Genomic DNA, 16,438 nt, shown 5'->3' on the forward strand with positions numbered 1-16,438 from the left:
GGGTTACGCTTCGCTAACCCACCCTACGAGACCTTCAACCTGGCAACGTTAATCCGCCGGCACGATGCTCGGTGCCATAATCGCTTCGAGATGCTCGGGGCGGTCACGGTTGACGTGGGCGAGGTATTCGTCGGCGACCTTGCGCAGGCGGCGGCTGAGTTCGCTGCCTACGGAGATACTGTCGAGCTTGGTGTTCTCGTGCACGATGGCCTGGATGGCGTTGATGTGGTGCGAGAATAGCTCGCTCGGCACCTTGGCAAGATCCGGCGCATGCTCGATGACGCGGCACAGGCTTTCGGCGATGATCCCGGCGGATGGATAGCCAAACGTCGCGGCGTCGCCCTTGATGTCGTGCGCCGCACGAAACAGCTCGTCGCGCGCCTCCTTGGTGAAGCCGTCCTTCTGCACGGCCGCGCAGGCCGCAGCCAGCCGTCCGGCTTCGATCGCCATCCAGTTCTTGAACTCCCCGGAGAGCCCGGCGAGCGCCTGCTCGGCGCGACCGACCGGGTCGTCCATGTCCTTTTCCTCGACCCGGCGCAGCACCTTGCGCAGCGGATTGGGCTGCGTGATCAATTGGTGGGTGGCGAAGGCCTTGACCTCGATGTCTTTGGGGCTGTTCTTGGCCATGATGCCTGCCTCGATGGTTGAGGGCGCTCGCTAGATGGAGGACCGCGCTTTGTCGAGCAGCGAGGGCTGCTGCAGCACCTCGTGCTTTTCGCCGACGCGGCGCTCGGGGCCCATATAGGCGGAGCTGGTGTTGCGGCGGCGATCGGGCCCGAAATAGGTCTTGGTCTTGATGAAGGGCCGGGGATTGGCGACCACGTTCAGGATGCGCTGGTAGAGGCCCTTGGCCGAGATCGGCTTGGCCAGGAATTCGGTGACGCCGGCATCGCGCGCTACGGTGACGCGGCGCTTCTCGGAATGACCTGTCAGCATGATGATCGGCGCGTAGGGGTTGCCCTTGGATTCCGGCTGCCGGATCATCTGCGCCAGCTCGAGCCCGTCGAAGATCGGCATCGCCCAGTCGGTGATGACGATGTCGGGCACGTAGTGGCTGTACATTTCGAGCGCGGTCGCGCCGTCTTCGGCCTCATAGACCTCGCGCGCGCCGAAGGAGTGCAACAGCGTCCGCAGGATGCGGCGCATGTGCGGATTGTCGTCGCAGACGAGGAAGCGCAGCTTGTTGAAATCGATGCGGAACATGACGCCCAGCCGAAGCGGTCAAACTTCGTTAACCATATCGCGTCCGAGGTTAACGAAGCGTTGAGGCCTGGCGTGGAGCTAGTAGCCGAACTGCTCGCGCAGAATCCGCTCTTCCAGGCTGTGGCCGGGGTCGAACAACATCCGCATCGAGATGGTCTTGTCGGACAGCACCTCGACGCGGCGGACGTCGCGTACTTCGTCATGGTCGGCGACCGCCGCGACCGGACGCTTCTCGCAATCGAGCACCTCGAACACGACATAGGCCGTGTTGGGGAGGAGGGCGCCGCGCCAGCGGCGCGGGCGGAAGGGACTGATCGGCGTGAGGGCGAGCAGGGCGGCGTTGATCGGCAGGATGGGCCCCTGGGCGGAGAGATTGTATGCGGTGGACCCTGCAGGCGTCGCCACCATGATCCCGTCGGCCATCAGTTCGGACATGCGCTCATGCTCGTCGACCAGGATCTTCAGCCGCGCCACCTGATAGGTCTGACGAAACAGTGCGACCTCGTTGATCGCGTGATGAATGTGCACCGCGCCCTGTACGTCGGTGGCGCGCATCAGCAGCGGATGGATCACGGACACATGTGCGGCCTCGAGCCGCACGCGCAGGTCGACCGTCGAGAATTCGTTCATCAGGAAGCCGACCGTGCCGCGGTGCATGCCGTAGATCGGCTTTCCCGTGCGCATGTTCTGGTGCAGCGTTTGCAGCATCAGCCCATCGCCGCCGAGCGCCACGACGACGTCGGCTTCATCGGGCGTGCAGTTGCCGTACAGGCCCGTCAGCTGCGCATAGGCTTCCTGGGCTTCGGTGCCCGCGCTGGCGACGAAGGCGATCCGATCATATCGCTTGGGCTTTGTCATGAAATCGCGGGGCTCGAAAGGGGTCAGGCCGGCTCGAAAAGGTGTGCCGAGGTCGTCTATACGACCTCGGCCGTTGTTGTCGAGCGTGACCCCGCGCCATGGCAAACGGTCAATACGCCGTGATGCCGCGCCATTGTCGCAATCTTGTGCTACAGCCTGTAGCGGATAACAGGGAGTGAGCAGCGTGACCATCACATCGCCGGCGCTTCGCCGCGGGGGGCTTTTGCTGGCGCTCCTCGCCTTTGCCACGTTCGGCCCGGCCCGCGCAGACGATCCGCCGCAGCGTCCCGAGGCGACGGCGCCTGCCGGCCAGAAGGGCGGCGGGCGCGGCGGCAACGCGCAAAATGCGCAGCAAAATCCCCCGGTAACGGCCGAGCAGCATCGCCTGCCGCCGGACTCCACCACCAGGCAGACGCTCGAGCTGCCTGGACGGACGCTCACCTTCACCGCGACCGCAGGCTCCATCCGCGTCTTCGACGACAAGGGCGAGCCGCAGGCCGAGATCGCCTATACCTCGTATCAGCTCGACGGCACCGACCGTGCCACGCGCCCGGTGACGTTCTTCTTCAATGGCGGGCCGGGCGCATCGTCAGCCTGGCTGCAGCTCGGCAATGCCGGTCCGTGGCGGCTGCCGATCAACGCCGACGAGGTCACGCCGTCGACCTCTCCCGAAGTGAAGCCCAATGCGGAGACCTGGCTCGATTTCACCGACCTCGTCTTCATCGATCCGGTCGGGACCGGCTATAGCCGCTTCGTGGCGACAGGCGAGGACGTCCGCAGGCGGTTCTATTCCGTGGACGGCGATGTCAGCGCGCTCGCGCTGGTGATCCGCCGCTGGCTCGAGAAGCACGACCGGCTGCTGTCGCCCAAATATGTCGCGGGCGAAAGCTATGGCGGCATTCGCGGGCCGAAGGTCGTGCGCCAGTTGCAGATGCAGCAGGGCGTCGGCGTCAAGGGCCTGATCATGATCTCGCCGCTGTTCGACTTCCGCGAGTTCACCGGCACCAGCCTCCTGCAATATGTCGCAACGCTGCCGAGCTATGTCGCGACCGTGCGCGAAGCCAAGGGGCCGGTGAAGCGGGCCGATCTCGCCGACGTGGAAGCTTACGCGCGCGGCGAGTTCCTGGCCGACCTCGTCAAAGGCGAGGCGGACAGGGGGGCGGCCACGCGGCTGGCCGACAAGGTCGCCACGCTGACGGGCATCGATCAGGCGGTGAGCCGCGGGCTCGCGGGCCGCTTCGACGTCGGCGAATTCCGCCGCGAGCTCGACCGCAAGAACGGCAAGGTGACCGGCCGCTACGATGCCTCCGTGCGCGGTTTCGATCCCTATCCGGATTCCAGTAGCTCCCGTTTCGGCGATCCCTCCGGCGACACGCTTCAGGCGCCGCTCACCAGTGCCGCCGTCGATCTCCTCACACGCAAGCTGAACTGGCGGCCGGACGGCTCCTATGAGGTGCTCAATGGCGCAGTCGAACGGGCCTGGGATTTCGGCCACGGCATCAATCCCGCGCAGTCGGTTTCGGAGCTGCGCCAGATCCTGGCAACGGACGCGAAGATGACGGTGTTGGTCGGACATGGCCTGTTCGACCTCGCCACGCCCTATTTCGGCTCGCAGATCGTGCTCGACCAGTTGCCCGCCTTTGCCTCAGCGCCGCGCGTCAAGCTCGTGGTCTATCCCGGCGGCCACATGTTCTACTCGCGCGATGGCTCGCGGCAGGCGTTTCGTGCCGAGGTCGAGGCGATGATCAAGCCGTAGGCCGGCGTTTCCGCGGCGTATATTTGCGCGCGATCTCGCGGGCGATGACGCTCTCCGGCTTGACGTTGATACCGGCGAGCCAGATGTCGCGGACCTTGCCGCGCTTGTCGCGAATGCGGCGCACCGGCTCGCCATGGCTGGCATAGCCGGCAGCTGCGGCGAAGGTGCCGGAATCGCGGCCGGTGACTTCGATCTCGGCCGCATCCATGAACGGATTGTTGAAGTGCGGATTGGCGACCACGACGCGGTTGCCCATCGGCACGAGATCGACGGCGCCCCAGATCGTCCACCAGCGGCCGGTCCAGTCGCGTGACCGCCGGTCAGGTGTCCCGCGGTTCTGGAACGCACGCAGGATCTGCATCGCGCCGTCCATCCAGATCGGCGCTGCGCCATCGATGCAGTTGCTGAGCATCGTGATCGCAAGCTCGCAGGCCGGAATGGAGCAGGTCCGGGAGATGTAGCCCTGGAAGCCGCCGCCATGGCCGAACCAGTCCCAGCCGTCGGTCTTGCCGGCGCTGACGCCGAGGCCGTAATGGACCTCGAAGCTTTGAGGAATGCGCCAATGGTTTCGCGTCATTTCGCGGCGGCTCGCGACCGACAGCACGCTCCTCTTAGCGTTGGGCGCGAGCTGCGCGAAGAAGCGGGCGGTGTCGGCGGCAGTTGCAACGAAGCCGGCGGCGGACGTCATCGCCTGGGTGGGGTTGTCGCCAGGGATCACGCAGCGCTCGCCGAGCGGCAGCTTGCGCGTATGGCCGCGAGCGAACGATGCGCCCTTGGCAAGCGGCGCGCTCGGCTCGGTCTCGCGAAGGCCGGCGGCTGCGATGATCTCGCGCTTGATCCAGGCGGGGTAAGGCTCTTTCGTGACGGCTTCGATCACAAGCCCGATCAGGCCAAAGCCGTGATTGGAGTATTTGAAGCGCGTGCCGGGTTCGATCGCGGTGGGCGTTCGCAACTCCGCCAGCAGCTCCTTCTCGTCGAGATAGGGACGGCTGTCGATGAACTGGCCGGAGTCGGCGCCGTCCCGCGTCAGGCCTGCGCTATGGGAGAGCAGCTGTGCGATCGTCGTCTCGGCAACGCGCGGATGCAGGTCGCCGACATATTGGCCGACGGGGTCGTCGAGCCGCAGCTTGCGCTGCTCGCGCAGTTTCAGGATGCCGGCGGCGGTGAAGCTCTTGGAGTGCGAGGCGATGCGAAAGCGGTGCCGCGGCGTCAGCTTTTCGCCGGTGTCGAGATTGGCAAGGCCGAAGGCATGCTCGGCGACGACTTCGCCGCGATGGGTGATCGCGATGATGAGGCCCGGCTGTTGCGATCCGATCAGTTGAAACTCGATCCAAGAGCCGATGTAGTCGATCGCGGCTCGTAACCACGCATCCATTGCCCACCACATGCGAGGGAGAGGTTCTTCGCGAAAGCTAGCCGACAAGACAGAACCGGCGCAACCCCCGAGAGTTGCGCCGGTTCATTCATCTCTGGAGTGGAGCGGTCGTCAGTAGACGAGCGTCGCGCCGGTCGGCTTGTCGAGCGCAGCCGCAAGCGAGCGATATTCGTCGCTGCTGGTGCCGGCGAGCGATGCGATCTTGTTCAGATGATACTGCGCCTGTTCGCGGTTGCCCTGCTCGAGCTGCCAGAGCCCGTAATACTGCCAGGTGCGGACGTGGTTCGGATCGTCCTTGAGCGCGAGCTCGTAATAGGTCTGCGACTGCTTGTAGTCGCCGAGCTTGCGATAGGAGTAGCCGATCAGGTTGGCGACGTCGGCAACGTTGTCGCGCTTGAGCGTCTTGAGCTGGTCGATCGCGCTCGCATAGTCGTGGCGATCGTAGATCGTCGTGTAGGCCGTGCGATAGGCGGCGAGGAATTTGGGATCGCTGACGGAGGAGCTCTTCTTCTTTTTCTTGGTCGACGTCGTGTCTGATGACCCGGAGCCGGAGGGGCTATCGCTGCCATTGGCATAGGCGCTCTGGATAGCCGGCACGGCGACCAGCGTCACGCAGACGAGTGCCGGAACCAGAAACTTTGCAACTTTGCTCATCTATCTCTCCCGTATGGAATGCGGCGATCCTACACGATTGCCTCAAGACGGGAACACCCGCGCCGCAAAAACATTCCCGGCCGCCCGGCTTATTCCCAGGACAAGCATGGCCAGACGCTCCGCCGAAACATGACAAAGATGTCATCGAGATGAACGGAAGCGAACATTGCGCTTCAGAATGGGTTCAGCGCGTCCCGCCTAACGTCTGCTCCATGATCGAAGGGTCGGCGAGAGGGCGCCGCCTCAAGATCCTTCAAAGAGGAGACAACACCATGTTGAAGACCATTTCCGCAGCCTTCCTTGCAGCTTCCGTCATCGCCGCTCCGGCCTTCGCCGCAGAGTCCGGCAAGACCACGACGCAGGCCCCGGTGATCAAGTCGGAGCAGACGCAGACCAAGGCGTCGAACACCGGCGCCAAGACCGACGTCAAGGCGGATGCCAAGACGGATGCCAAGACGGGTGCCAAGACGGATGCCAAGACCAGCATCAAGACCGACGCCAAGACTGATGCCAAGCTCGACAGCAAGACGAAGGCGATGAACGCCAACGCCGCGATCACCCCGAGCGAGCACAAGTCGCTCCACAAGCATCGTCATCACCACAAGATGCTTTCGGCCAAAAAGCAGCCGAAGGCCCAGCCCGACGTCACCAAGCCGGGCGCGCCGGTGACGACTGAAAAGCGCAGCTAGTAGCTGATCCTGCGCGGTGGCGACCACATTGCCCCGCCACCGCGCGCAGGGTTCAGGCCCGGCCCGACTGCCATCGCGGCTCGCGAAAGCGTGAGCGATGGCGGCGGGCCGGTTGAGCCGTTTCAGGCGCGAGAAGCGAATTCCCTCGGCCCGACCTTGCGGCTAGAACGGATTTGCGTCCGGTCGAGAGAGGGGAGTCGTGGGGGAATTGGCAAAACGCGCGAGCGTCCTGATGTTGCCGCTGATGCTTGCGGCCTGCTTCGGCAGCGACGGCGGCCGGCCGTCCCTGGTGGACGACGCGGGAAACCCAGCCCAGCAGCCCTTTCCGGACAATTTCCGCAGCGAGGCGCTCGCCATCATGCACAGCTATTTGAACGACCCGGTCGGCGTGCGCGATGCCGCCATGGCGGATCCGGTGCTGCGCACGGTCGGTGGCCGGCCGTTCTATGTGAGCTGCCTGCACTTCACCCCGCGCGAGAGCGACGGCAGTTATCGGGGCATACGCGAGCGGGCGATCGTCTACGTCAATGGACGCGCCGACCGGGTCATCGAGCGCGCCGGTGAGATGTGCGCGGGTGCGGTTTACGCACCCTTTCCAGAACTGGAAAAGATGACGCGGTAGCGCAAAGCGCGTCTTCACCTGCGCCTGCTAGGACAGGGGCGGCCGGAAGCCGCTGATCACATTTCGGGGAGCTTTGAACGAGGCCGTCGGACCTTGCGACAAATCATCACGGCAGTGTGCGCGCAGCGAAAAAATCTGTCGTGACGAGGGAACGCTGGAGCACAAAAAACCGTTGTTGCGGCCTCGTCACGGCACCGAACGATCAAGGCTCCGGCATCGCCGCGAAGCAACCAAATTCAGGCCACGTTGTTTGCTGAGGGTGAATTCGAAATAACGGGGATCATCCATGAAGACGTTCTTGCTTGGCGCAGCCGCTGTGCTTGCGCTGGCAGCGCCAGCCGCCGGAGCCGACATACAGGCGCGTCCCTACACCAAGGCGCCCGCCTATACGCCGCCGCAGGTCATTTATAACTGGACGGGCTTCTACATCGGCGGCCATGTCGGCGGTGCGTTCGCCGGCGACAACACCTTCCAGTCGAGCGACGCCCGCTTCCTCGGCGGCGTGCAGGGCGGCTTCGACTATCAGTTTGCGCCCAACTGGGTGATGGGTATTGAGGCCCAGTATTCCTGGCTGCCGTCCAACAACCACGGCGCCCTGTTTCCGGGCGGCGCGCTCGTGACCTCCAACACCGACCAGCTCGGCTCGGTGACGGGCCGCATCGGCTACACCTGGGGCCCGGCACTGGTCTACGCCAAGGGCGGTTACGCCTGGCGCAACAACAATTTCGGCGCCAGCGTCGGCGGCGTGCCCACCGCGGTCACCACCACCGGCAACAACAAGGACGGCTACACCGTCGGTGCCGGCCTCGAATACATGTTCGCGCCGAACTGGTCGGCCAAGGCCGAGTACCAGTACTATAATTTCGGCAGCACCACCGTCACCGCCGGGCCGGCCGACGTCGTCGGCGTCCGCGGCAAGGAGGACGAGCATACCGTCAAGGTCGGCGTGAACTATCGCTTCGGCTGGGGCGGCCCGGCCGCCTCGCGCTACTGATCCTCAGGCAGCAAACGAAAGACTGCAAAGGCCGGCTTCGCCGGCCTTTGTTTTTTGGGAAGCTGGTCGCACAAGCGTGGTCTCACCAACGTCATGGGCACGCGGTAAAGCAAAAATAATTTTTGCCGCTTACGGAACACGCGCCGGAACGCGTTATTATGTGATTGCCGGGCTGGGTGGGATGACGAACATGCGTATCTTGGCGTCGGTGGTGATCTTCTTATTCGTCACGCTGCCGTGCTCGGCACAGACGATCCTCAAATCCGAACCGCTGGTATTGGCGCCCTATGAGGTGGCCTTCGTGCAGGATTTCTCCTGCGGGCAGGGCCGGGTGCTGAAGGTCACCGGCGCGATCCGCGGCCTGCATCGGCGCAAGGCCTGCGTGGTGCTCTCGGGCGAGCAGGCATCGTTGGTGATCGCAACGCCCTGACGCTCGTCTTCACGAACTGAACTGCAGCTCCATCCTGGATTGCTGCTCCGCGTCGGCCTTGTTCTTGGCAGGATCCTCGCCAGGGCCTGTGGGGCACAGCTTGATCTCGTAGTCGTTGTCCAGGACGCGGCGCGGCCCCGGCCTGTCCTCGTCGGTCGCGACGTCCACGACAAGGCCGCTCTCCTGCGCAATTTTCCAGACGTCGGCCTCGCTGGGGTAGGCCTTGCTGAGCTGGGCATCGTTGCAAAACAGCGCGTAGGGCATCGGTGCTGCCTTTCGGAGCGGCCTTAACGCTTGAGCGGATCGAGGGTTTCAGCCCGGCTTCAGCGGACGGTTCGTCATCACGGATACGTGAACAGAGCGGCCTGGGCGTGAGTCGTAAACGAGTCCTGAATCCCAAAAAAAGAATCCCTGGGACTCCCAGGCTGGAATCAGCGGATGTTTCTGGCCATGACGACCGGCCTGAAAACCTCCTGCGAGCACATGCTCCTGCCGCTCACGCTGGCGCTGTTCGGCGCCTGTACGGCCAATCTGCTGCTGGTCTGGTCCTGGCTCTGATGGCCGGGGCTCACGTCCGGGCAGGCGGCCGGGGCGGAGGATCGCGGATGGCGTCCCTCACCTTGGCGAGGGTCGACTGGCAAAATTCCTCGCGCTCGCGCTCGAAACGCTCCTGATTCTTGCGGAAGTTGGCAACCCTGGCCTGCACTTCGCTGCGGAAATCGCCCGATCTTCTGGGTGGCGCGACCTGGGGGGGCGGGGGCGCCGCCTGCGGCGGCTGGTCGACCTCACGGGCCTCTTCGATCACCACCACGGAGGTGACCTCCACGGTGGTCGGAGGGGGCACGGAATCAGGCTCCGTCAGGAGCTGCTCCTCCTTCCGCCCGGTCACGGATTGAACAAAGGCCAATGTCTGCGCGATCAGCGCATCGCGTTCCCTGATCCACTTCATGGTCCACCTCTGCGCACGTCCCATTCCAGCAAACCGGCTGCTCCGAATCAAGGCATGCTTGCAGGGGATTGCATATTTTTCCCGATCGCCCGAAACTGCGGCAATGAAACCGAAGGATGAATGGTCGGAAGAGGCCGAGGGCCTGAGCCTGGTGCGCGCCTTCCTGTTGCTGCCACCCGACAAGCGGCGTCTCGTGCTCAAATTCGCCGATGAGCTTGCGCGCGCACAGGAGCGCCACGAGGAAGGGGCGGAAGCGTCCCCGACCTGAGCAATATCGAGCGGCGCCCTCGTTCTGGCTGTAGCCGTTTCCCGGCACAGCTTGCGCGTTCGTGCGGCCTCGGCTCTTATCGGCGCCGTGGCTGAGATAGAGACCTACATCGTCAACCCCGACACGCCCGAGATCGACATCTGCGCGCGCTGGCGCGCGGAGACGTTTTCGGTGCTCGGGGGGAGCGTCGAGCAGGAGCGACGCACGCTCAATCGCTTCGCGGCGGACCAGACGCGGCAGGTAGCCCTGATCGCCAAGCGCGGGACGGTGCCGGTCGGCACCTGCCTGCTGGTGCCCTCCGAGATCGAGCCCAATCACCAGGTCTCGCCGTGGCTTGCAGGATTGTTCGTGGCGCCCGACCATCGGCGGCATGGGGCCGGCGCCGTTCTGGTGCGCGCGATCGAGGCGCAGGCCCGTCTGCGCGGCTTTGCACGGATCTTCCTCTACACGACCAGCGCTGCGGGATTCTATCAGCGGCTCGGCTGGGACCTCGTCGAGCATACCGACTGGAAGGGTTTCGGACGAACCGCCTTCATGTCGCGCACGATCCAGTTGACGTCGCTGCAGACATAGAAAGCTTACACGAAGCTTACGAAGCCGCGGCCAAGAGCTATTTTCCAGTAATTTTACGCGCGGCAAATTGTATCAAATATTAATGTCCGTGGGTTCCATTGGGTTCTACTTCGGGAACGCTGGCGCGTGGATCCAATCGGATGGGTTGCAATGGGCTTTTTGAATAATCTGAAGATTGTCTTGAAAGTCGGCCTGATCGTTGCGGTGTTGGGCTGTGCGCTCCTGGGCGTGGCGGCGTTCAGCGCCGTCCAGCTCTCTTCGACGGTCGATAGCTTTTCGGCGCTGACGGAAGCCGAAGCGGCGGGGCTGGGCCTGACCCGCGCGCAGCGGCGGGCGGAAACCTATCACGCCGCGCTTTATGCCACGCTGACCGAGACCACCGAGGAGGGCAACGCCAGGCGCCTGAAGATCGCAAGCGAGAACCGCGATCAGATCGCCGGCTTCCTCGAGACCGCGATCAAGGAGGATGCGGGCCGTGCTGGCGAAATCCGCGCTATCCGCGACAAGCTGAAGGGCGTGTTTGCCGCCTGCGATCCGGTACTCGAAGCCGGCGCCAAGGCGAGCACCAGCGAGGAGAATGCCAAGGCTGCGGATCGCGCCCACAAGGAGTGCGATCCGGTGATGGATGCGGCGCTCGCTGATATCGCCAACTTCGCCGCACGGACGGCCGATCAGGTTACCAAGCGCAGGCAGGAGCTCGGCGCGCAGGCCAGCGCCTCGATCCAAACCGTGATCGGTGTCAGCGCGGCCGGCTTGCTGCTCGGTGTCGTGATCGCGCTCTTCATCGGCCTCAAGGCGATGTCGCAGCCGATCGCCCGCCTCAAACTCGCGATGGAGGGATTGGCCCGGAATGATCTTTCGACCGAGGTGCCCGAGAAGGATCGCCGCGACGAGATCGGCGAGATGGCGAAGACGGTCGAGATCTTCAAGACCAATGCGCTCGAGGTCGAGCGGCTCAAGAAGGTCCAGGAGGACGCCGAGCGGCAGGCCGCCGCACAGCGCCGGCGCGATATGGTCGATCTTGCCGATGGATTCGAGCGCGCGGTCGGCGAGATCGTGGACACCGTCGGCTCCGCCTCCACCGAGCTCGAAGCGTCCTCCTCGACGCTCGCGACCACGGCGCAGCGCGCGCAGCAACTGACGTCGGTCGTCGCGGTCGCCTCGGGTGAAGCCACCGGCAACGTCCAGTCGGTCGCCACCGCGACCGAGGAGCTGTCGTCCTCGGTCAACGAGATCAGCCGCCAGGTGCAGGAATCCGCACGGATGGCCATCGATGCGGTGGGCCAGGCGCGCTCGACGACCGAGCGGGTCAGCCAGCTCTCGACCGCGGCGACGCGGATCGGCGACGTCGTCGAGCTGATCAACACGATTGCCGGCCAGACCAATCTGCTCGCGCTGAACGCCACCATCGAGGCGGCGCGCGCAGGCGAGGCCGGCCGCGGCTTTGCGGTCGTCGCCTCCGAGGTCAAGTCGCTGGCCGAGCAGACCGCGAAGGCGACCGGCGAGATCAGCCAGCAGATTTCCGGCATCCAGACCGCCACCCAGGATTCGGTGACGGCGATCCGCGAGATCTCGGCAACCATCGAGCGGCTGTCGGAAGTGTCCTCGACGATTGCCGCGGCGGTGGAGGAGCAGGGCGCCGCGACGCAGGAGATTGCGCGCAACGTTCAACAGGCCGCCCACGGCACCCAGCAGGTGTCCTCGAACATCGGCGACGTGCAGCGCGGCGCCGCCGAGACCGGCTCGGCCTCCTCGCAGGTGCTCTCGACCGCGAAGATGCTGGCCACCGACAGCAACCGCCTGAAGCTCGAAGTCGGCAAATTCCTGTCGACGGTACGCGCCGGTTAGGCGAGGGAGCACCAGTGACCCGGCGGCCTTGCGCCGCCGGCGCGTCGCAGACCCTACGCTTGATCGCGCTGCTGTCACCTAGCCCGCGAGCCGCGCCGCAAAGAACCGGCTGACGCGGTCGATCGCATCCGCGGTCATCGGATCGCTGTCGGAGAAGTCAAAGCCGTGGGGCTTGCCGGGATAGGGCACGAACTCGGCCTCAGCGCCGACGGACTTCGCAAGCGCGATCAGCTTCTTTCCGTTCGCGATCGAAACGTTCTGGTCCGCCTCGCCATGCAGCTCGATCATCGGCGGCATGTGCTTGACCTTGCTGGCTGTGGCATTGGGCATGCCGCCATAGAGCACCGCGAGTGCGGCGATGCGCGCGTCACGCGCGGCCGTGTTGGCGGCGATGAAGCCGCCGAGCGAAAAGCCCAACAGGCCGACGCGCCCCGAACTGTCGGGCCGGCCGAGGATGCTCGTCACGGTCGCGGCGACCGTGTCGGACCAGCCGTCGAACCGTGTCGTGTCATAGGCTTCGCGGCTTTCCTTCGTGCTCATCTTCGAATTCAGCGTCGCCATGTCGGTCTCGGTCATGTAGCGGAGAAGATAGGCATCGATGCCCTTGGCCGACAGGGCGTCGGCATATCGCTGATAGGCGCGCGGCCTGATCTCGATGCCGCGCGAGCCGTGCAGCAGAATCACGGCGGGGCGTTTTCCGGAAACCTCCGCGGGATAACGCGTCAAGGCGTCGTTGCCGGGCTCGGCGCGCGCCGCAGGCGACAGCGAGAGCAAGGCCAGACCTGCAAGGGTGGTTCGTCGCGTGATCATCACTCAGCTCTCTTCAGACGGGATTCCGATCGGCGAGCGTCGCCTGTATAGTGCACTGCGACGGAAATTTGACCGCTCATTTTTCTCGAGGCCTTGCCCGATGATCCCCGATCGTCCGCCCGTGCTTGCTCACCAGCGCTTCGTCGCCGACCGCGAGAATTTTGCCGGTCTCGATCTCGCCGGACGGTTCGAGCGCATCGTCCGCACCAATCTGTGGGGCGCTCCGACCTCGGTGTCGGGGCTCGGCTCTGAACACCCGGCGGCCGCCGAGATCGAGGTCGCGCTGCCGCCTTTGCTCCGACGCCTCGGCGTGCGTTCGCTGCTCGATGCGCCCTGCGGGGATGCCGGCTGGATCGGCAGATGTGGGCTCGACGTCGACTATATCGGCGTCGATATCGTGCCGTCGCTGATCGAAGCCAACCGCCAGCGGGTCGCGCAAGGCGAGCTCCTGGGCCGTTTCATCAGCGCCGACATTACGCGAGATGAGCTGCCTCAGGCCGACGTCATCCTGTGTCGGGATTGCCTGGTGCATCTGAGCTTTCAGAACATCTCCCGTGCCCTGGGGCGTTTCCGCGCCAGCGGTGCGCGCTTCCTGCTCGCCACCACTTTTCCGGAATGGCACGACAATCTTGATTGCGAGGATGGCGACTGGCGCGCATTGAATCTCGAGCGGGCGCCGTTCGGCTGGCCGGCGCCGCTGGAGCTGATCAACGAGCGTTGCGAGGAGGGCGGAGGCGGCTGGCGGGACAAGAGCCTCGGGCTGTGGCGGCTTGCCGATCTGTCCGGCGAGGCAGGAGACATCGCGAGGACCGTGTGACTGATGTGGCCACGACGCCCGGTTGCGCTCTCCGGCGCCTTCGCACTACACTTCGTCTTGCGTGACAAGATTTTGCTTCGCTGCTCTTGCCGGGGTGTGAACGATGAAGCTGAACGCGATCGTGGCCTTGTTGCTTATCTCCTGCGGCGCTCCTGCGATCGCGCAGCAGGATGGCGCCGCGCTCTATGCCGGGCAATGCGCCCAATGCCACGATAGCAGCGACGCGCAGAGCCGGGTGCCGCCTCGCAGCGCGATGCAGGCGATGTCGTTCGAGCACGTGCTGGCGACGCTCACGACCGGCAGCATGGCGGCGATGGCGCAGGGGCGCAGCGATGACGAGCGCAAGGCGATCGCGTCCTTCGTCACCGGCAAGACGGCCGTGAGCGGCGCGGCTGCGGCCGCCGACGCGTCCGGCCGCTGCACGCAAGCCATCACCGCCTTTCCGCAAGGCATCGACGGGCCGCGCTGGAATGGCTGGGGCGCCGATCTCAACAACAGCCGCTTCCAGCCGGACGGGATGGCCGGGCTGACAGCGGAGCAGGTGCCGCATCTGACGCTGAAATGGGCGTATGCCTTTCCCGGCGCGTCGCTTGCCTTTGCGCAGCCGACGGTCGCCGGCGGGCTGTTGTTCGTCGGCGGCGCCGATCGCAAGGTGCGTGCGCTCGATGCGAAGAGCGGCTGTACGGTGTGGACATTTGCACCCGACCTCGCGGTCCGCGCGGCGATCAGCTTCGGGCAGGTCCCGGGCACGGATCAGTTTGCCGTGTTCTTCGGCGATGGCCGCGCCAACGTCTATGCCGTCAATGCGCTGACCGGCGCGCTGATCTGGAAGGTGAATGTTGAAGAGCACCCGGCCGCCCGAATCACCGGCTCTCCGGTGCTTTATTCCGGCGTGCTTTACGTGCCAGTCTCCTCGCTCGAGGAGGTGGCCGGATCGCAGCCGAGCTACGAATGCTGCACCTTCCGCGGCAGCCTCGTCGCGCTGGAGGCTGCGACGGGCAAGCTGATCTGGAAGGCCTACACGATCCCCGAGGTGCCGCAGCCGACGACGAGGAATGCGCGCGGCACGCAGCTCTATGGTCCGTCCGGCGCCTCTATCTGGTCGGCGCCGACCATCGACACCGAGCGGAAGGCGGTCTATGTCGCGACCAGCAATTCCTATTCGGACCCGCCGGCCGCGACCAGCGATGCCGTGCTTGCGTTCGAGCTTGCGAGCGGACGGCTGCTCTGGAAGCAGCAGGCGACCCCGAAGGATGCCTTTGTCGTGGCCTGCTTCACCACCGACCAGACCAATTGTCCGAACGCTCACGGGCCGGATCATGATTTCGGCCAGTCGCCGATCCTGGTGAAGCTGCGCGACGGCAAGCGCGTCCTGGTCATCGGCCAAAAGTCCGGCGTCGTGCACGCGCTCGATCCGGATAGCGAGGGCAAGATCCTCTGGCAGACGCGGATCGGGAAGGGCGGTCCACTCGGCGGCAGCGAATGGGGCTCGGCTGCGGACCAGGACCGCATCTATGTCGCGATCTCCGACGTGCGCTTCCTGCGCGACGGCTCGCGGCGGCTCGACTCCACGCAAGGCGGCGGGCTCTTCGCGCTCGATCTTGCGAGCGGCAAGGTTGCGATGGAGGTGGCACCGGTGCCTTGCGGCGAGCGCCCGAAATGCAGCCCCGCGCTCTCGGCCGCGATCAGCGTCATTCCCGGTGTCGTGTTCTCCGGCGGCGTCAACGGTTACTTGCGCGCCTATGCGACGTCGGATGCCAAACTGCTCTGGGAGTTCGACACCTCGCGGGACTACAAGGCCGTCAACGGCGTTCCGGCGTTCGGTGGCGCCATCGACGGCCCGGGCCCGGTGATCGTCGACGGCATGCTCTACACCAACTCCGGCTATGGCCAATGGAGCGGCACCGCCGGCAACGTGCTGCTGGCGTTCGAGGTGGGGAAGTGAGGCGAGGGCGATGACAGTTGAGGGTGTGGAGCGCACGTGCCTCAATCTCGCGAGTCGCAATGACGGAGGATGTCGCAGCGGCTCTCTTCCAATTCGCATCTTGTTGCAGACACAGCTTCGCATTCTCGCGGCGCATTTCGCCCGAGCTTTGCTTCCGTCATACCCTCCATCGGAACAGAGGGCGCAGGGAAGGCCGGGTGCCGGCTGGCACCCGCGGTCCGCTGCGCGCAGGTCAAACAAGAGAACTGCACAGCGGCATACAGGTTAAGCCGGAAACAACACCCGGCCTTCCCTGCGCAGTGGGCTTACGGCTTATGTCGCGCTCTCCCCGGGGAGCGATGCACTATTGCCCCCGTCGCCTTGCAGCGCAACGATGCGAGCCGCCCGGTCGGACCGACCCGCATCACCGCAAGACTTGACGCACAGACTCCGGGCGCCAGGACCACACGATTTTGCCGTACGCCGACAGCGTTGTCGTACCGCGCGATGCCGTCGCTCACGGGGACTACCCGCCCTGCGACCGCCCTTCGCGCCGACGCTGCCTGCGTCCACCGCCGCTCATCCCGCATACCGTGACGATCGCGATACGCCCCTCTGCGTGGGATGAGGTGTGGTGAAAATACGATAAATCAGAATTCCGTCAATCG

Annotated in this window: 18 protein-coding genes; 10 read left to right on the plus strand and 8 right to left on the minus strand. The window is 65.1% G+C overall.

Going from position 1 to position 16,438, the window contains the following annotated elements:
* Positions 1-48: 48 nt before the first annotated feature.
* The 3 genes from NLM33_RS46180 to NLM33_RS46190 form a co-directional block, all read right to left on the minus strand.
* Complete coding sequence (locus tag NLM33_RS46180; protein WP_254105454.1) at positions 49-627, minus strand: Hpt domain-containing protein; 579 nt, start codon at positions 625-627, stop codon at positions 49-51.
* Positions 628-657: 30 nt separating this feature from the next.
* Positions 658-1,203, minus strand: coding sequence for a response regulator (locus NLM33_RS46185; RefSeq protein ID WP_027525630.1), 546 nt, complete (start codon positions 1,201-1,203; stop codon positions 658-660).
* A 78-nt stretch (positions 1,204-1,281) separates the two neighbouring features.
* On the minus strand, positions 1,282-2,061 hold the full coding sequence (locus NLM33_RS46190; protein ID WP_254106184.1) for an NAD kinase: 780 nt from the start codon (positions 2,059-2,061) through the stop codon (positions 1,282-1,284).
* Positions 2,062-2,251: 190 nt separating this feature from the next.
* On the opposite strand from NLM33_RS46190, the gene NLM33_RS46195 reads away from it, so the two are divergent.
* Positions 2,252-3,817, plus strand: coding sequence for a S10 family peptidase (locus NLM33_RS46195; protein ID WP_371930182.1), 1,566 nt, complete (start codon positions 2,252-2,254; stop codon positions 3,815-3,817).
* On the opposite strand, the gene NLM33_RS46200 is transcribed toward NLM33_RS46195, so the two are convergent.
* Both NLM33_RS46200 and NLM33_RS46205 read right to left on the minus strand, forming a co-directional pair.
* Positions 3,807-5,192 carry a serine hydrolase gene (locus NLM33_RS46200; protein WP_254105459.1) on the minus strand — a complete coding sequence of 462 codons (1,386 nt, stop codon included), beginning with the start codon at positions 5,190-5,192 and terminating at the stop codon, positions 3,807-3,809. The two genes, NLM33_RS46195 and NLM33_RS46200, sit on opposite strands and share 11 nt — an antisense overlap.
* 111 nt (positions 5,193-5,303) lie before the next feature.
* Positions 5,304-5,846, minus strand: a complete 543-nt coding sequence (locus tag NLM33_RS46205; RefSeq protein WP_254105462.1) for a lipopolysaccharide assembly protein LapB — start codon at positions 5,844-5,846, stop codon at positions 5,304-5,306.
* A 272-nt stretch (positions 5,847-6,118) separates the two neighbouring features.
* On the opposite strand from NLM33_RS46205, the gene NLM33_RS46210 reads away from it, so the two are divergent.
* The 4 genes from NLM33_RS46210 to NLM33_RS46225 all read left to right on the plus strand — a co-directional run bounded on the left by NLM33_RS46210 (position 6,119) and on the right by NLM33_RS46225 (position 8,581).
* Complete coding sequence (locus tag NLM33_RS46210) at positions 6,119-6,535, plus strand: His-rich protein BRANT (protein ID WP_254105466.1); 417 nt, start codon at positions 6,119-6,121, stop codon at positions 6,533-6,535.
* Positions 6,536-6,734: 199 nt separating this feature from the next.
* On the plus strand, positions 6,735-7,157 hold the full coding sequence (locus NLM33_RS46215; RefSeq protein WP_254105469.1) for a hypothetical protein: 423 nt from the start codon (positions 6,735-6,737) through the stop codon (positions 7,155-7,157).
* A gap of 286 nt (positions 7,158-7,443) precedes the next feature.
* Positions 7,444-8,151, plus strand: a complete 708-nt coding sequence (locus NLM33_RS46220; RefSeq protein WP_254105472.1) for an outer membrane protein — start codon at positions 7,444-7,446, stop codon at positions 8,149-8,151.
* 190 nt (positions 8,152-8,341) lie between these two features.
* Positions 8,342-8,581, plus strand: a complete 240-nt coding sequence (locus tag NLM33_RS46225; RefSeq protein WP_254105475.1) for a hypothetical protein — start codon at positions 8,342-8,344, stop codon at positions 8,579-8,581.
* A 9-nt stretch (positions 8,582-8,590) separates the two neighbouring features.
* Here the strand turns inward: NLM33_RS46225 and NLM33_RS46230 are convergent, their stop codons facing one another.
* Complete coding sequence (locus NLM33_RS46230) at positions 8,591-8,845, minus strand: hypothetical protein (protein ID WP_254105478.1); 255 nt, start codon at positions 8,843-8,845, stop codon at positions 8,591-8,593.
* A gap of 304 nt (positions 8,846-9,149) precedes the next feature.
* Entirely contained in the window at positions 9,150-9,530 is a 381-nt protein-coding gene (locus NLM33_RS46235; protein ID WP_254105480.1) for a hypothetical protein, read from the minus strand.
* Positions 9,531-9,633: 103 nt separating this feature from the next.
* Here NLM33_RS46235 and NLM33_RS46240 point away from each other — a divergent pair, with 103 nt between their 5' ends.
* The 3 genes from NLM33_RS46240 (at position 9,634) to NLM33_RS46250 (ending at position 12,219) form a co-directional block, all read left to right on the plus strand.
* Positions 9,634-9,798: a hypothetical protein gene (locus NLM33_RS46240; protein ID WP_254105483.1), complete on the plus strand. Its 165-nt coding sequence runs from the start codon at positions 9,634-9,636 to the stop codon at positions 9,796-9,798.
* Between the two features lie 87 nt (positions 9,799-9,885).
* The gene (locus NLM33_RS46245) at positions 9,886-10,371 is read left to right on the plus strand and encodes a GNAT family N-acetyltransferase (RefSeq protein ID WP_254105487.1); all 486 of its coding nucleotides are present in this window, start codon (positions 9,886-9,888) and stop codon (positions 10,369-10,371) included.
* Positions 10,372-10,521: 150 nt separating this feature from the next.
* Complete coding sequence (locus tag NLM33_RS46250) at positions 10,522-12,219, plus strand: methyl-accepting chemotaxis protein (protein ID WP_254105490.1); 1,698 nt, start codon at positions 10,522-10,524, stop codon at positions 12,217-12,219.
* 78 nt (positions 12,220-12,297) lie between these two features.
* Here the strand turns inward: NLM33_RS46250 and NLM33_RS46255 are convergent, their stop codons facing one another.
* Positions 12,298-13,029, minus strand: a complete 732-nt coding sequence (locus NLM33_RS46255; RefSeq protein ID WP_254105493.1) for a dienelactone hydrolase family protein — start codon at positions 13,027-13,029, stop codon at positions 12,298-12,300.
* Between the two features lie 100 nt (positions 13,030-13,129).
* On the opposite strand from NLM33_RS46255, the gene NLM33_RS46260 reads away from it, so the two are divergent.
* The gene (locus tag NLM33_RS46260) at positions 13,130-13,846 is read left to right on the plus strand and encodes a class I SAM-dependent methyltransferase (RefSeq protein WP_254105497.1); all 717 of its coding nucleotides are present in this window, start codon (positions 13,130-13,132) and stop codon (positions 13,844-13,846) included.
* Between the two features lie 103 nt (positions 13,847-13,949).
* A complete protein-coding gene (locus NLM33_RS46265) occupies positions 13,950-15,791 on the plus strand; it encodes a PQQ-binding-like beta-propeller repeat protein (RefSeq protein WP_254105500.1) in 1,842 nt (613 codons plus the stop codon).
* The last annotated feature ends 647 nt before the right edge of the window (positions 15,792-16,438 follow it).

It is taken from the genome of Bradyrhizobium sp. CCGUVB1N3 (genome assembly GCF_024199925.1).
GTDB lineage: Bacteria > Pseudomonadota > Alphaproteobacteria > Rhizobiales > Xanthobacteraceae > Bradyrhizobium.

Excerpts from the sequence above, each read along its gene's own strand:
- NLM33_RS46240 (WP_254105483.1), top strand. The coding sequence starts at position 9,634 with ATGAAACCGAAGGATGAATGGTCGGAAGAGGCCGAGGGCCTGAGCCTG.
- NLM33_RS46260 (WP_254105497.1), top strand. The coding sequence starts at position 13,130 with ATGATCCCCGATCGTCCGCCCGTGCTTGCTCACCAGCGCTTCGTCGCC.
- NLM33_RS46180 (WP_254105454.1), bottom strand. The coding sequence starts at position 627 with ATGGCCAAGAACAGCCCCAAAGACATCGAGGTCAAGGCCTTCGCCACC.
- NLM33_RS46230 (WP_254105478.1), bottom strand. The coding sequence starts at position 8,845 with ATGCCCTACGCGCTGTTTTGCAACGATGCCCAGCTCAGCAAGGCCTAC.
- NLM33_RS46255 (WP_254105493.1), bottom strand. The coding sequence starts at position 13,029 with ATGATCACGCGACGAACCACCCTTGCAGGTCTGGCCTTGCTCTCGCTG.
- NLM33_RS46265 (WP_254105500.1), top strand. The coding sequence starts at position 13,950 with ATGAAGCTGAACGCGATCGTGGCCTTGTTGCTTATCTCCTGCGGCGCT.
- NLM33_RS46200 (WP_254105459.1), bottom strand. The coding sequence starts at position 5,192 with ATGGATGCGTGGTTACGAGCCGCGATCGACTACATCGGCTCTTGGATC.
- NLM33_RS46205 (WP_254105462.1), bottom strand. The coding sequence starts at position 5,846 with ATGAGCAAAGTTGCAAAGTTTCTGGTTCCGGCACTCGTCTGCGTGACG.
- NLM33_RS46190 (WP_254106184.1), bottom strand. The coding sequence starts at position 2,061 with ATGACAAAGCCCAAGCGATATGATCGGATCGCCTTCGTCGCCAGCGCG.
- NLM33_RS46250 (WP_254105490.1), top strand. The coding sequence starts at position 10,522 with ATGGGCTTTTTGAATAATCTGAAGATTGTCTTGAAAGTCGGCCTGATC.
- NLM33_RS46210 (WP_254105466.1), top strand. The coding sequence starts at position 6,119 with ATGTTGAAGACCATTTCCGCAGCCTTCCTTGCAGCTTCCGTCATCGCC.
- NLM33_RS46220 (WP_254105472.1), top strand. The coding sequence starts at position 7,444 with ATGAAGACGTTCTTGCTTGGCGCAGCCGCTGTGCTTGCGCTGGCAGCG.
- NLM33_RS46235 (WP_254105480.1), bottom strand. The coding sequence starts at position 9,530 with ATGAAGTGGATCAGGGAACGCGATGCGCTGATCGCGCAGACATTGGCC.
- NLM33_RS46185 (WP_027525630.1), bottom strand. The coding sequence starts at position 1,203 with ATGTTCCGCATCGATTTCAACAAGCTGCGCTTCCTCGTCTGCGACGAC.
- NLM33_RS46225 (WP_254105475.1), top strand. The coding sequence starts at position 8,342 with ATGCGTATCTTGGCGTCGGTGGTGATCTTCTTATTCGTCACGCTGCCG.